Raw genomic sequence first — 13473 nt, 5'->3', positions numbered from 1 at the left:
CTCTTTGCCCTAGTCTTTCTTTTTTCTCCTTCCCGCAACAAGCAGACTCACAAGCAAAATTCCGGCACCAAGCAGCACGGCAAAGCCTGCAACCCGCATCGTTGAAAAAACATACCGCTTTCCCTCAGGATCATAATCAAAGCAGAATGCCACCAGCCGTTTTATGGAAACACCAGTTCGGCCTTCGGCCGCCTCTGTTGCTGCCATTGTCACGTCAAAAGGCATGAAGCTCGTCCCATAGAGGTAGCGGATAATCTTGCCATCTTCCGACAGCGCGACAACCACGGAGGGGTGCACAAATGCATTGCCCCTGCGTTCATAGTGGTATCCCAGAGAATCCAGAACCTTTCGCGAGTTTTCTTCTTTTCCAGTCAAAAAGACCCACGCATCAGCGGGAAACTCTTTCCCTATTGCTGCATAAAAATTGTGCTTTTTCTGCGCCGCCAATCGTGGCGTGTCGTTTCCATCGAAACTCAGCGCAATAACCCGGTATTCCTTGCCCGGCTCCAGCTTGACCTTGCTTAGCACGGAGGCAAAGGACGACAGGATCATGTTACACGCGCTTGGGCAGGTGTAGTACACAGGTAAAAGGATTGTCGGCGCAGTCAGCAATTCATCCAAAGAGACGGTCTTTCCTGATGAATCCACGAACTCAAGCTTAGTCGTAGCCGTCTCGCCAAGTCGTTCTTCCACGCCGATCGTCTTCTCTGAACTTTTTTTTTCCGTCGTGTTTTCCTGCATGTCCTGCATCATCTTTTCATGATCATGCCCAAATGCACCGTGCTGCCCTGCTTCCTCTTCTTCCGCAGCCCGCTGCTCTGCCTCTTGCTCCTGCTGCAAATGCATCATCAATTCCTGGTCATCCTGCATGCGCATCATGGAATCGTTTTCCTGACTATTTTGCATGTCCATGCCAGAATCCATTCGCTCACTCGGATTTTCCGACGCGCCGCCAGCATCAAGAATCCCACCTTCATCTCCGCCATCAGCATCAGCCGCCAGAGCCAGCAGGATTTCCTGCCGCCCTGAATCTCGCAGAGAATTTTGTTGTGGATCATCGGACTCCGGCACCATCTTTTCCGGCTTGTCCTTGGCCTCAGGAGTCTCTTCAATCTCCAGCTCCTGATCCACTGCATCTCGGTCCATACGGTCACGAATCATATCGTGCGTTTGGCCCATCTGGTCGTGGTTCGGCGCAGAGTAATCTCGCTTTAGCCGTACATCTTCACTTTTCGCATTTGCACCACCGCTTCGGTCCGGATGCTCCAGCGTCTCAATCAAAGGCAAAAAGTTTGCCTCAATTGGAGACTTTGGCGACAGAGGACGCTGGGACAAAGAATCTTCAGAACCAATATCCCTATGCGTTTCCGCTCCATCCTTCTCGACGCTCTGCGTTTGGTACAAAATCACTTTCGGCCCCTGTTGCCACGAGCGCTTTTGCACTTCCTGCTGCTGCACCTCTGGGCGATTTGGGCCAAGTATCCACGCCCCGGCATCACTGCTCGGTAGTCCCCACAGCAGCACCAGAGCGCAGCTTACGCCTGCAAAACTCTTTTGAAGTGTTGTCATTTAAAACCCTCGATATGTTTCGCCAGACCAGAAATTTCCTCCGGACTGAGCTTTTTGAGGATGTTCACCATAATCGTCTTTTTGTTCCCGCCGTATGTGCCATCAAGGTAACCCTTCATCATTTTCTCCAGATCAGCAGCCGAGTGCCCCTTAAGCGGAACCCCAGCCCCAAGTGCAAGCTTCTCCCCATTCTGACCATGGCACCCAGCACATTTCGACTTATACAGCTTATGCGCGTCCGCCTGCGCAATCCCAACAGCTCCAAACGTGAACAACGCGCACACAATTCCAGTAACAACTGCCTTTCGCATTTCTTCCTCCTCTTTCTCTCGCAGGATTACAGTTCTATGCCTTACGAGAATACCACACCACTACAGCGCTGGCGAGTTCTTGTAGAGCTAAGCGGGGTGGAGCTACGAGACTCCGTCTCGTGCCCTGCAAGGGGTGCAGGGGTGGGTGGGGGTACGAGACTCCGTCTCGTGCTCTGCAAGGGGCGCTGCCCCTTGACCCCGCCCAAGGACGAGGCCCTTGGGAATCCCGCTATCGCCCAAAATGAAGGGCCGGATGTGTGAAAGCCGTTGGCTTTCCCTTACATCCGGCCCTTCATTTTGGCCTAGTGGCATTTCCCGATTGCGTGTTCTTTTGCCTTTTCTGCCGCACTTATTTTCTTTCTGAACGCTCGCGTTCAGAAAGAAAATGGTGGCGAACGAACGGGAAAGAAAAGAAGCCGCTTTAGGCAGCCCCAACAAGTTTAAAAGCCGAGCAAGCGAAGCTTGCCCGGCTTTTAAACTCGATGAGGATACGTAAGGGAATCATTCCCTTACGCGGGGGTTTGGGGGCTGGCCCCCAAACTTCCCCCCCCACCCATCCAGCACTCACGTGCTGGGGCTGGCCCCCAATTTCTCTAAAACAACCCTCAGCTAACGCTGAGCATCGTCTTTCATGCGCTGAATAAGCTGCGCGAGGTCAGCGGCCTGCTGAGCCATTTCGCGAAGCGCGGCAGTTGTTTCGGCAATGCCCTGAGCAGTGTCGACAGTAATCTGGTTAATGTTCTCAATAGCGTGATTAATCTCTTCGCTAGCGGCAGACTGCTGCTCGGCGGCAGTGGCAATGCTCTGCACCTGGCTGGCAGATTCCTCTGCGGAACGAACAATATCGTTAAGCATCTCACCGGAATTATTAGAAAGCTTCACAGCTCCGGCAAGGTCCTTCTCCGCGAGAAGCATTGTTTCAATATTGCTGGAGGCGACGCGCTGAATGGAGACAATGGAGGCGCCAACTTCCTTGGTTGCGGTCATAGTCTTTTCCGCGAGCTTCCGCACCTCGTCCGCAACAACGGCAAAACCGCGACCAGCTTCACCAGCACGGGCGGCTTCGATGGCAGCATTGAGGGCAAGCAAGTTGGTCTGGTCTGCAATGTCCTCAATAACATTCATGATGTTGCCAATGGACTGAGCCTGAGAATCAAGATCCTCCATGGCTTCCTTGAGCTTCTCTGTCTGCTTGCGAGTCATGTCCATTGCTTCAATGGACTGGCCCACAACATCCTGCCCCTCACGGGCCTGAGACATGCTAGTATTGCCACTCTCCGCAGCCTGAGAAGCATTCTGCGCAACTTCAAAAACAGTTGCATTCATTTCTTCCATTGCTGTAGCCGTCGCCTGAATGCGCTCTTTCTGCGTTTCTGTGCCGTTGTGAATTTCTTCCGACTGGGCAGAGATTTCTTCCATCGCAGTTGAAAGCCGCTCCACAACTTTTTCCAACTGCTCAGCGGCCTGGAGCATGCCTTCGGCCTTGGCACTCTCGGCCTTGCGCTTCGCCTCCTCAGCGGTGCGCATTGCAATTTCAGCTTCGCGTTTCTTTTCCTCGGCAAAATGCATCTGCTGCTCAAGGGAATCCACATTTTCCTGAAGCTTTTCTGCCATAAGGTTCACAGAACGGCGCATTGTTGCAACTTCGTCGCGGCCTGTACTGGCAAGACGTACCGAAAAATCACCTTCGGCAATCTGGTCAACGGCCTTGGCGGTTTCATGAATGGGAGAAGAAATTCTTCCAGCACCGATCCACAACAAAATCAGCCCGACGCCCATGCACAAAAGACCAATAAGGACCATGCTCATCGTCATGGCATTGGCTTCTTCATAAATCTTAGCAACTGGAATGCTATACCCAAAGGCCCAGTACTGGCCGGTTTGGCCAATAGAAATTGGAACGAGGACGAGGAGTCGACCGTCAGCAATGGTAAAGTCGCTCTGACCTCGCATGCAGCTTTGGATAAGGCGACGGCAGGATGGCATACTTTCCACGAGCTTTTTCCCGACCAGACTCTGGTCATAAGAATTTGCGCAAATGCTTCCGGTATGCGTGACAAGAACTGAGTTTGCGCCTGAATCGCCTTCAACAGCGCTCACAGCTAACGTTTTTAGGTAACGCATGGACAAGTCCACGCCAACAACACCAAGAGATTGTCCGTTATGGATAATTGGTGAGGTCAGTGAGGAAACCGTGTCATTAATGAGCTTATAGTATTGAGGATCACCAATCGCATCACGCTGTGAATTAAAAGAATCCCAATACCACGCTGTCTCTTTCGCCCCAATGGCAAACCAAATCCAGCTTCCATTCTTTTGCTGAATAATCGGTTTGAAACGTCCGTTTTCGTCGCTCCCCTTGGCTCCTCGGAACTCTGCATCCCGACCATCAAATGCGTTCGGCTCCCAGTCGCACCACACATCAATATAACTCGTATTATCACGAGCCAGTGAGCGCATCATGCTGATGACCTGAGAACGCTCCTGGGTCCCAGAACTGTCCGCTCGATACCCCTCTACGGTACGAGCAAAATCTCGGGCACTATTCAGCGCCTGCTCAAGATAGTTCTCAACCTCGGCACCCCTGATCTCGGCCTTCTGCCGAATACCATGAAGCGCATTGTCCTGTGCACGGTCCCGCATTGTATACGCAGAGTACGTAATCAGCACCGCCATCGAAACAATAATAATGCAGCCAAAGAAGAGAAGGATCTTAGCCTTAATCGATTGCAATCCGTTCACAAATGACTCCTTATCGCTGCCCCCCACAATTCCCCTTGAGGTGGACAACTCTGGTTGTAGCCCCACTCTTCTCTTCGGCAATACGTTACAATCCTTTAAAATTTATGCGTAGCACGAGCTACGAGACTCCGTCTCGTGCTTTGCAAAGGGCGCAGGGGTGGGCGGCGGGGACTCTGTCCCCGCTCCTCTGCAAGGGGCGCTGCCCCTTGACCCCGCCCAAGGACGAGGCCCTTGGGAATCCCGCTTTCGCTCAAAAAATAAGGCTGAATGGGATGAAAGCTTCGCTTTCCTCTCCATCAGCCTTATTTTTTGAGCTAGTGGGCGTTTCCCTAACGCGTATTCTTCTGCCTTTTCCAGACCGCACTTATTCCTTTTGAACGCCGAAAGGCGGTGGCTCGCAGAAGAAAAAGAAGCCGCTTTAGGCAGCCCCAACAAGTTTAAAAACCGAGCAAGCGAAGCTTGCCCGGCTTTTAAACTCGATGAGGATACGTAAGGGAATCATTCCCTTACGCGGGGGTTTGGGGGCAGGCCCCCAAACTTCCCCCACCCACCCATCCAGCACTCGCGTGCTGGGGCAGGCCCCCAATTTCTGCCACCATTTTTCTAAAACACCCCTCAGCTAACGCTGAGCGTCGTCTTTCATGCGCTGAATAAGCTGCGCGAGGTCAGCGGCCTGCTGAGCCATTTCACGAAGGGCGGCGGTTGATTCGGCAATGCCCTGGGCAGTGTCGACAGTAATCTGGTTGATGTTCTCAATAGCGTGATTAATTTCCTCGCTCGCGGCAGACTGCTGCTCGGCGGCAGTAGCGATGCTCTGAACCTGATTAGCGGCATCTTCTGCGGAACGCACGATGTCGTTAAGCATCTCTCCAGAATTGTTGGAAAGCTTTACTGCTCCGGCAAGATCCTGCTCTGCGAGAAGCATCGTTTCAATGTTACTGGAGGCAACGCGCTGAATGGAGACAATGGAGGCGCCAACTTCCTTGGTCGCAGTCATGGTCTTTTCCGCGAGTTTCCGAACTTCGTCGGCAACAACGGCAAAGCCTCGACCAGCTTCACCGGCACGAGCGGCTTCAATAGCGGCGTTAAGAGCGAGCAAGTTGGTCTGATCGGCAATGTCTTCAATAACATTCATGATGTTACCAATAGACTGAGCCTGAGAATCGAGATCCTCCATAGCTTCCTTGAGCTTCTCTGTCTGCTTGCGAGTCATGTCCATTGCTTCAATGGACTGCCCCACAACCTTCTGCCCGTCACGGGCCTGAGACATGCTGGTGGTGCCACTTTCTGCGGCCTGAGAGGCATTCTTTGCGACCTCAAAAACAGTAGCATTCATTTCTTCCATTGCCGTAGCAGTGGCCTGAATGCGCTCTTTCTGTGTTTCGGTACCGTTGTGAATTTCCTCTGACTGCGCAGAAATTTCTTCCATTGCAGTAGAAAGACGCTCAACAACCTTTTCCAGTTGCCCAGCAGCCTGAAGCATACCTTCTGACTTGGCAGTTTCAGCTCTACGCTTTGCTTCCTCGGCAGTGCGCATTGCTTCCTCAGCCTCACGCTTCTTTTCTTCGGCAAAACGCATCTGCTGTTCAAGAGAGTCAACATTCTCCTGAAGCTTCTCAGCCATAAGATTCACAGACCGACGCATAGTTGCAACCTCGTCGCGACCTTCGCTCGAAAGTCGAACCGAGAAATCACCTTCGGCAATCTGGTCAACGGCCTTGGCGGTTTCATGAATGGGAGAAGAAATTTTCCCCGCACCAATCCATAAAAGGAGGATGCCAACAGCCATGCACAAAAGACCAATAAAAACCATGTTCCAGGTCATGGAATTGGCGTCAGCATAAATTTTTTCGACAGGAATGCTGTAGCCAAAGGCCCAGTACTGACCGGTTTTCCCAATCGGAACAGGGACAAAAGTAACCAGACGACCGTTATTAAAAGCATATGCACTCTGTCCTCTCATGCAGCTTTGAATGAGAGGACGGGTGTACGAGGCAATATTCGCATAATTTTTGCCAACAAGACTCTGATCGCCAGAAAGGGCACAGACATTGCCCGTATGCGTAATAAGAATAGAATGCACGCCTTCTTCACCATGAACAGCATCAACAGCAAGTTTTTTCAGATACTTCATGGAAAGATCAATGCCGATAACACCCAAGGCTCGACCATTATTCATAATCGGCGAAGTGAGGGATGCAACGGTGTCATTGATATAGGAATAGTACACAGGATCAATAACGAAATCTTTTTTACTATCAAGGGATGCGTGATACCAGTCACCTTTCTCCTGATCGCCAGCGGCTCGCCACAACAGCTGGCCATTCTTGCGCTGCCACATAGGCTTAAAGCGACCTGTTTCATCACTTGATTTAGAATTTCTAAATTCGTTATCGCGACCATCAAAGGCATTAGGTTCCCAAACACACCAGACATCGATGTAGTTCGGATTATCTCGGGCAATGGCACCAAGCATGCTGATGACCTGAGATCGCTCCTGCGTTCCAGAACTGTCGGCCCGATAGCCTTCAATGCTCTGAGCAAGGTCACGAGCGCTAAAAAGAGCCTGCCCCAAATAATTTTGCACCTCTGCCCCGCGCAACTCCGCGCGCTGACGAATGGTACGAATCGCTTCCGCCTGAGCGCGCCCTCGCATAGTGTATGCAGAGTATGCAATGAGCGCCGCCAGGGACGCGATAATAATGCAGCCAAAAGAAATAATAATTTTTGATTTTATTGAACTCAGCCCGTTCACAAGTCTTCTCCTTGTCCGCTACCCCCTGTGCTCCCCCAGAGGCATGCGGGCTAAAGTGTATACGCGTACTTCATCATCGGACCAATTCGATAATCCTTTAGAGAAATAAGGATTTTCGAAGAAATTGACCGTACACACCAAGGGAAATCCTGTGAAACAAAATTTCAATTCATATTAAAATGCTCATAAAAGTCCTTCAAAAAGAAAACACAGAACACACAAAGCCTCCTGAGAAATGCAGGAGAGGTCAAAAAAAAGCGCCTCATAAAGCGAGGCGCTTGTGACTTAGTCTTTTTTTTGATGGAACTTTTGTTCCCACTGATAGTCAGAGGAGGTGACAATGTCCTCAGCTCTCCGAATTCGCTTATCCAAGCGGTCAAATTTCTCTTTGAGTCGTGAAATTGCCTGCCCCCGCGAACGGGAATAGGAATCATAAAATTCCTTTTCCGAAGGAGACTGAACAGGAACAACAGGCTCAAGCCGCATAAGCAGTGCGGCCATAAAATAGAGAAAAACGCCGGGCCACAGTCCTGTGAACAAAATGCAGAGCGTCACAAGAAGGCGCAGCCAAAAGACAGAGATGTCGAAATAATTTGCGAGTCCCTGACAAACGCCAAGGAACACAGCGCTTCGAGCGCGATACATTCCTCTACGGCGCGGTTCTGGAGCGACATAAAACCCACCGCCCGAACCACGGCGAGAGGAGGGACCGCCACCAGAGCTTCTGCCCCGGTGAGTACCCCAATGCCCACGCCCACGTCCTTTATGTGCGTTCATTGGATTTTTCTCCCTCGCGTCGATCCTGCTCAATGAGCAGGGTTTCCAAAACATCCATCCGCTGTTCAAGATTATTCATGCTGTTGTACATTTCCTGAATCATGCGGGTCTCATCGACACGTTCTTCTGGTTCATTACGAGAAAAGGCCCCACTAAAGAGCTTTGCCACGAGAATGATGATACCCATGACGACCGCGAGGGGCATCAGGACAAACCAGAAACCAATATGAAACATAAGCTATCCTTTCGCTGGCGTATGGCGGCGCTTAGCGCCCAGAGTTTTCCTCATCAGCCGGCTGCTGGCGCTTGGCCTTCATCCGGGCAAGTTCAGCCTCAATGCTATCCTCTTTTTCCATTTGGGCAAACTCACCTTCTGCGCCGCGAAGCTGTGGGGAAGGGGCAGAAAGTTCTGCTTCTGCTTCCAGCTGCTCAATGTGGTTTTCAAACTTGTCGAAACGAAGCATCACGTCGCTGCTGTCCACCTTGGTCAGAGTGCGCCCAGTACGAGTCCGCTCAGAGGCGCGAACATGGCGCTGCACCAAAAGCCGCTGCTTTTCTCGTGCACCGGCAAGTTTTTCTTCCAGTCGAGTAATATCTTCACGAGTCTGCATAATGGCAGTGTCGAGGTAGTCCATTTCTTCTTTCAGTGTTTCTTCACGATGCTGAAAAGCATTGCGCTCCTGCAAGGCTTCGCGGGCGAGGTCATCGCGACCACGCTCAACGGCCATTTCTGCACGATCATTCCAGCGGTGCAAATCCGCATCAACAGCGGCATACTCACGGTCCAGATTTTTCCGGTCTGCCATAGACTTGGCGCACGAAGACTTGAGTTCAACAAGGGTCTCTTCCATTTCGCGAACCATAAGACGAATCAGCTTTTCCGGGTCTTCTGCGCGGTCAAGCAGTGCGTTCATATTCGAGCTAACAATATCTTTAAATCGGCTAAAAACACCCATATCTTCCTCCGAAAATCGCTGAGTGATGAGATTGTACTGTATCCAATGCACCTAGAAGAGCAGGAAGCGTACCAGATCTCTCTTCCCTTATAAAAATGAAGAAAACCAGATAGATAGTAAAATTTGCATTTCTTACGTATTTGGGCTTATTCTACATTTATATCATTTTTAAACCATTTTTTACATTTCTTTACCAGGAGTTCCCGTGCGCACAGCCTCAGAACAAAACATGATTGGCCAAAGCGACAGCTTCCTTGCCTTTATGGAAGAACTGTCCCGGGCTGCAAAGGTCAACCGCCCTGTTCTCGTGGTCGGCGAACGCGGCACAGGCAAAGAGCTTGCGGCACAACGCCTGCACTTTCTCTCTCAGCGCTGGCAGCATCCATTCCTCACACTCAACTGCGCAACCCTCTCTCCAGCTCTCGCAGACTCCGAACTCTTTGGACACGAAACAGGCGCATTCACCGATGCCCGAACCCGACGCCTTGGACGCTTTGAACGCGCCGATTCTGGCACGCTCTTTCTGGATGAAATCGCCACTCTGCCCCTTTCCATTCAGGAAAAACTTCTGCGGGTTGTGGAATATGGCGAATTTGACCGAGTGGGTGGAGAAAACGCCGTCAGCGTCGACGTTCGCATCATCGGCGCGACCAACACAGACCTTCCACACCTCGCCGCAAAAGGGGAATTCCGCCACGACCTGCTCGACCGACTCAGCTTTGAAGTCCTGACCATCCCCCCACTGCGGGCACGGCAGGATGATATTCTTGTCCTCGCCGAGCACTTTGCCCTGCACATGAGCCTTGAGCTTGGCTTTGACGACCTGCCCCGCTTTCAGCCCTCACTCCGGGAACAACTTCTGCGCTACGACTGGCCCGGAAACGTCCGCGAACTCAAAAACGCCATTGAGCGCGCCGTCTACCTCAGTGAAGGTCAGCCAATTGAGCACGTTCCGCTCAATCCCTTTGCCTCACCCTACCGGCCTCTCCCCAAGCAAACGGACCGCAGCGCGAAACGCACAGAACCCCTCCGGCACAGTGCGCCAGAAAGCCCCCACATTCCAGCTTCGGCCCCATTCAAATCATTTTCTTTGCCCAAAGCCATTGAAGAGATGGAGCGCTCAAGCCTGCTCAATGCTCTTGAGGCAAACCAGTTCCATCAAAAACGTGCCGCAGCAGCGCTTGGCCTCAGCTACAACCAGTTCCGCACACTGTATCGCAAACACAAAGCCACACTCACGCCAACAGCCCCACACAACTAAACGCCACAAAAAAGCCCCCCGCCAAACAGGCAGGGGGCCATACTCTCACTCACACAGCAGGATTAAATCCAGTCGTCGTCGGCTTCGATTGGCGTGAAGCCACGGCGAACCGTATTTTCCGTCACAATCTGCGGGTCCATGAACTGAATCAGGTAATCAGGACCACCGGCCTTGGCACCAATGCCAGACATCTTGAAACCGCCGAACGGCTGGCGCTCAACCAGTGCGCCCGTGCAGTTTCTGTTCACGTAGATGTTACCAGCTTCAATGTCAGTATTCACACGCTCAAGGTGGCGCGGGCTGCGGCTAAAGACACCAGCAGTCAACGCAAAGCGGGTACTGTTCAGCCACTCAATAGCCTGATCAAAGTCCTTGGCCCGCATCACGGAGAGAACCGGACCAAAGATTTCTTCCTGTGCAATGCTCTTGTCTGGCGTAATACCGTCAACCACGACAAGAGGTGCATAGCAGCCAGCTTCCAGATCAGCATCCTTGGACTCAGGCAGACGGTTCACAAGGACATTCCCTTCTTTCTCTGCAACTTCAGCCCAGTGCTGCACTTTCTTCTGCGCCTCGCGGTCAATCACTGGTCCCATTGAGAATTCAGGCTTCTCGGACGGGCCAAGCGGCATGGAGCGGGCAGCTTCAACAAGACGCTCAACAAACTTGTCGTACACGGAATCGAGAACGATAACGCGCGAACATGCCGAGCACTTCTGCCCCTGGAATGCAAAGGCAGAATAAATCACGTGATGCAGGGCTTCATCAAGTTCAGCGTCATCATCAACGATACAGGCATTCTTGCCACCCATTTCTGCGACAACCTTCTTGCAGAAATGCTGGTCAGGACGTGGCTTGGATGCGACTTCAATGATTCGCTGTCCAACCCCCATCGAGCCTGTAAAGGCAATCAGATTCACATCAGGATGCCCAACAAGATGATCGCCCATGACGGAGCTGGGACCCGGCACGTAGTTAAACACGCCCTCAGGAAGACCAACTTCGCGGAAGATATCAACAAGACCGTGACCAACAACTGAAGACAGACGCGAAGGCTTGTACACAACGCAGTTGCCTGTCACCAGAGAAGCGCTCACCATACCTGTGGAAATTGCCAGCGGGAAATTCCACGGTGCGATAACAGCAGCAACGCCCTTCGGGCGATAGGTCGCGCAGTTCATCTCACCCGGAGCACGTCCCATGCGGCGGGGCTTGCCAAGGCGAAGCATTTCACGGCTGTAGTATTCGAGGAAGTCAATAGCCTCGGTCACGTCAGCGTAGGCCTGATCCCACTGCTTGCCGATCTCCAGAACCTGTAGCGATGCCAGATCAAAGATGCGCTCACGCATCTTGGCCGCAGCTTTTTGCAGGTAGCCAACGCGTTCTTCGTATGGAGTCCGGCCCCATACCTTAAATGCTTTGCGAGCGGCCTGAACAGCCTGATCCACTTCTTCCTTGCCTGCCTGACAAATCTTGCCAATGACTTCTTTGTCGTTCGACGGGTTGTAGGAATCAAGCATCTCAGAGGTGCTCACGTCTTTGCCATTAATAAAGAGCGGGTAGGTTTTGCCAAGGTCCTTGCGTATCCGGGCAATGGCTTCCGGAAATTCCTTGCGGCCCTCGGGCTTGGCAAAGTCAATCATCGGCTCATTGCGGAACGGTCCAAGCTCACCCAGAGGCACTGGCTTTTCAGCAGGCTTGGCCTCGCGTTCTTCGTCAGCCTTCTTGATGGGGCTGCGCAAAAGTTCTTCAACGGCTTCACCATCGACAAATCCCTGGCGCAGGAACGAGTCGTTACTGGTATTTTCCAGCAGACGACGAACCAGATACGCCATGCCCGGAATCAAATCGCCGTACGGGCAGTAGAGCCGGACACGGCCAGCAACAGCTTTCAGTCCACGGCGGACAGGTTCGCCCATGCCGTAGAGTACCTGAAATTCATAGCGTTCCTCAGGAACGTTCAACTGGTGCGCGGTCTCCATAATTGCGGAAATAGTGCGGATGTTGTGCGAAGCACAGCTCAGGCGCACGATGTCATGATTTTCCAAGACATACCGGGCATTGCGTTCATACGCGGCATCGGTGTCTGCCTTGATAGTGTAGGTCGGAATATCCCAGCCCTGCTGGCGGGCCTGAACAGTTTCCTGATCCCAGTATGCGCCTTTCACCAGACGGAGTTCGATAGGAAGCTCGCTCTTGCGTGCCCACGAGACCATATCCTTGATATCGTCCAGAGTTTCGCGGAGGTAACACTGGAAGACGAGGCTCAGGTGCTTGTAGTCACGGAATTCTTCATAACTTCTCAGCCGCTTGAACAGCTCGATAGTCATTTCCTTGTGATCCAGAGCTTCCATGTCGATGCACATGGAACCACCAATCTCGATAACCTTGCGATAGATAGGAGCGAGGCGCTGGAACATGCCTTCGACTGCACCTTCGGGGTCGCGGGCGCGGGCCTGAGAGAAAAATGCCGTTGGCTTGACTGCAATGCTGACCATCGGCTCAGTGCCCCAGTCCAGACCATTACTTGATTTTCCAAGCGGACTAAATTTCTTCTGCATTTCATTGAGGTCATCAAGCAGCTGCATGTGTTCGCGAAGCTGCCACTCTGCCTCGGATTCACTCACGGTTGCTTCGCCGAGGATATTGATAACAAAGGCGAAACCTTCTTTACGGAGCTTGATCAGGTTTTTCAATGCTTCCTTGGCATTTTGGCCGATGATAAACTGACGACCCATGCGTTCAATATTTTTCGAAATACCCTTTGCGACAAGCCCATTGCTCAGCTTGCCGACAACGCCAGCGCTTTTGAGTCCAAACTTCATGACTGCAGGGACATCACCAGAAGAACTCTGGAAATAGTCCGCCATGTGCTCAGAAAGAGACTCAGGGGTGTAGAGGCAGGGAAGAACATCAACGAATCGGAAGAGCTGGACCTTGAAATCTTCGTCTTTCATACTCCAGTCCAGAACCTTACCGGTCCACCAGCTCCTGTTGAATACCGAAGGCGTTTCACCGCCAATGGCCTCAAAGAACATCTTTCCGCGATCAACGATTCGTTGTTCGAGATCTGACGACATGTGCTCTCCTTAGGCTTGCAGG

9 protein-coding genes are annotated in these 13473 nt (G+C 52.0%); 1 reads left to right on the top strand and 8 read right to left on the bottom strand.

Translation table 11 applies throughout. The features are described 5' to 3' along the window. Positions 1-9: 9 nt before the first annotated feature. From B5D23_RS01045 to pspA, 7 genes are all read right to left on the bottom strand, one after another. Positions 10-1569, bottom strand: coding sequence for an SCO family protein (locus B5D23_RS01045; protein WP_078683534.1), 1560 nt, complete (start codon positions 1567-1569; stop codon positions 10-12). Continuing rightward, on the bottom strand, positions 1566-1880 hold the full coding sequence (locus B5D23_RS01040; protein ID WP_078683533.1) for a c-type cytochrome: 315 nt from the start codon (positions 1878-1880) through the stop codon (positions 1566-1568). The genes B5D23_RS01045 and B5D23_RS01040 overlap by 4 nt, the downstream gene beginning before the upstream one ends. A gap of 609 nt (positions 1881-2489) precedes the next feature. Next, a complete protein-coding gene (locus tag B5D23_RS01035; protein WP_078683532.1) occupies positions 2490-4622 on the bottom strand; it encodes a methyl-accepting chemotaxis protein in 2133 nt (710 codons plus the stop codon). A gap of 619 nt (positions 4623-5241) precedes the next feature. Continuing rightward, complete coding sequence (locus tag B5D23_RS01030) at positions 5242-7377, bottom strand: methyl-accepting chemotaxis protein (protein WP_078683531.1); 2136 nt, start codon at positions 7375-7377, stop codon at positions 5242-5244. 285 nt (positions 7378-7662) lie between these two features. Beyond that, positions 7663-8154 (bottom strand): PspC domain-containing protein, encoded by a 492-nt coding sequence (locus B5D23_RS01025; protein WP_144012502.1) that lies wholly within the window; start codon positions 8152-8154, stop codon positions 7663-7665. After that, on the bottom strand, positions 8141-8389 hold the full coding sequence (locus B5D23_RS01020) for a hypothetical protein (RefSeq protein WP_078683529.1): 249 nt from the start codon (positions 8387-8389) through the stop codon (positions 8141-8143). The genes B5D23_RS01025 and B5D23_RS01020 overlap by 14 nt, the downstream gene beginning before the upstream one ends. A gap of 31 nt (positions 8390-8420) precedes the next feature. Next, on the bottom strand, positions 8421-9110 hold the full coding sequence (gene pspA / locus B5D23_RS01015) for a phage shock protein PspA (protein WP_078683528.1): 690 nt from the start codon (positions 9108-9110) through the stop codon (positions 8421-8423). A 205-nt stretch (positions 9111-9315) separates the two neighbouring features. Between pspA and pspF the strand changes: the two genes are divergently transcribed. Next, positions 9316-10371, top strand: a complete 1056-nt coding sequence (gene pspF / locus B5D23_RS01010; RefSeq protein WP_348980879.1) for a phage shock protein operon transcriptional activator — start codon at positions 9316-9318, stop codon at positions 10369-10371. Between the two features lie 62 nt (positions 10372-10433). Here pspF and B5D23_RS01005 read toward each other — a convergent pair whose 3' ends face one another. Continuing rightward, positions 10434-13451: a proline dehydrogenase family protein gene (locus B5D23_RS01005; RefSeq protein ID WP_078683527.1), complete on the bottom strand. Its 3018-nt coding sequence runs from the start codon at positions 13449-13451 to the stop codon at positions 10434-10436. Between the last annotated feature and the right edge of the window lie 22 nt (positions 13452-13473).

It is taken from the genome of Desulfobaculum bizertense DSM 18034, assembly GCF_900167065.1.
Lineage (GTDB): Bacteria > Desulfobacterota > Desulfovibrionia > Desulfovibrionales > Desulfovibrionaceae > Desulfobaculum > Desulfobaculum bizertense.
This window is presented reverse-complemented; position numbering and strand designations above follow the sequence as displayed.